At 72.7% G+C, this 1,620-nt stretch carries 2 protein-coding genes; both read right to left on the bottom strand.

Features of this window, described 5'->3' with window-relative positions:
• Positions 1–25: 25 nt before the first annotated feature.
• The gene (locus E0D90_RS25500; protein WP_103500275.1) at positions 26–472 is read right to left on the bottom strand and encodes a type II toxin-antitoxin system RatA family toxin; all 447 of its coding nucleotides are present in this window, start codon (positions 470–472) and stop codon (positions 26–28) included.
• A 55-nt stretch (positions 473–527) separates the two neighbouring features.
• Positions 528–1,620 (bottom strand): acyl-CoA dehydrogenase family protein (locus E0D90_RS25495; RefSeq protein WP_130800274.1); only part of this gene is annotated, 1,093 nt, incomplete at its 5' end.

Here is a 1,620-nt window from a genome sequence, read left to right as displayed (position 1 = left end):
GGGCCGGGGCCGTCGGCGGGGACGGTCACGATCCCGCCGTGATGCGGCGCTCGATGGCGCGCAGCATGTGTTCGGAGTTCTCCCGCAGCGCCTTGCTGGCCACCGGGTTGAGCATGTCGGCCAGCAGGGGGATGCCGATCTCGAAGTCGACGGAGAAGGTCACCACCGACGTTCCGTCGCCCATGTCGTCGACCCGCCAGAAGCCGGTGAACTCGTCGAGGTCACCGGAGGTCTGGGAGAAGGACATCACCCGCGCCTCCTCGTCGAGGGTGTCGTTCTCGACCCACTCCAGGACGGAGCCCTTGAGCAGGACCGACCAGGCGCTGGTGCGCACACCGGCGGTGTCCTCGCCGAGAACGGTGACGGACTCGACGTTCTCCATGTAGCCGGCGTAGTCCTCCAGCCTGGTGACGGCCCGCCAGGCATCGGCCGCCGGGGCCTCGATCAGGAGTTGGACCTCGACATGGGGCATGGCTGTGGGTCTCCTTCGCGGTGCTCGTGTGCGGAACCGGGCGGGGATCGATGGTTCAGCGGGCCGGGTCGAAGGTGATCTCGCGGCCGGCGCAGTGGGCGCCGACGACTTCGTCGCAGGTGAGGAGGGAGGGCGGATGGTGGTGGACGGCCAGGGAGTCCACCAGGAGGGCCGCGGCGCGCTGGCCGCGGCCGTAGAGCCGTCCGCCGAGGACGGGGGTGAGCGCTCCCAGGACGCGGTCGCGGGTCTCGCTGAGCGAGGCACGCAGGCCCACCGCGGCGGCGAGCGCGGCGTGGCCGTCGACGGCCCCCGCGGTGAAGTCGGTGGCCAGCTGGCGGCAGGCACCACCGAGGGTGAGCAGTTCGCGGGTGGCACGGCCGAGGAGCGCGGTCCTGGGCCCGTAGGTGCCGGCGGTCGTCATCTGCCGGGCGGCCTCGTCCACCAGGGCGCTGAGCACGCCGTGGTAGGTGGCGGTCAGGAGCACGGCGAACCACACCATGCCGGAGACGACGGTCTCGTCGATGGCGTCGGCGGGACCTCGGTGGAAGACCAGCCGGTCGTCGACCTCCACGTGGCGCAGCACCAGGCGGGCGGTGTCGGAGCCGGTCATGCCGAGCGAGGGCCACTCCCCCTCGACGGCCAGCCCCGGCGAGGTCCGCGGCACCAGGGCGAGGATGGTCTCCTCGGTACCGACGACGCGTGCCGTCAGGCAGACGAGGGTGGCTGTGGTGGCCAGGGAGCAGGGGTACTTCACGCCGCTGACCTGGTAGCCCTTGGCGGTGGGCACGGCCTCCGAACGGCTGCTCATGAAGTTGGGGCTGCCGCCGGGTTCGGCGAACGCCGACGCCACGAGCGCGTCGGCCCCGGCGATCCCCTCCAGCAGCATCCAGCTGGTGTCGCGGTGTCGCTGCCAGTAGTCGGCCATGAGGCCGACCGTGAAGGCGTGCATGTTCATCGCGACCGCGGCGGACGGGTCCACCTGGCCGAGGGCCCGTTGCGCGGCGGCCACCTCGGCCAGTCCGGCACCGGCGCCCCCGAACTCGGTGGGGATGGGCAGGGAGGCGTACCCCTCTGCGGCCAGGGCGCGGATGCGCTCGGCTCCGGTGGCGTCCGCGCGGGGCGGGCCGGGTCGCAGCGGGGTGTGCCAC

It is taken from the genome of Streptomyces otsuchiensis (assembly GCF_004305975.1).
In the GTDB taxonomy this organism is placed as follows: Bacteria; Actinomycetota; Actinomycetes; order Streptomycetales; family Streptomycetaceae; genus Streptomyces; species Streptomyces otsuchiensis.
The sequence above is the reverse complement of the archived record's forward strand: the minus strand, read 5'-3'. Positions and strand labels throughout refer to the sequence as shown.

Coding starts and splice junctions, on each gene's coding strand:
- E0D90_RS25500 (WP_103500275.1), bottom strand. CDS start 472: ATGCCCCATGTCGAGGTCCAACTCCTGATCGAGGCCCCGGCGGCCGAT.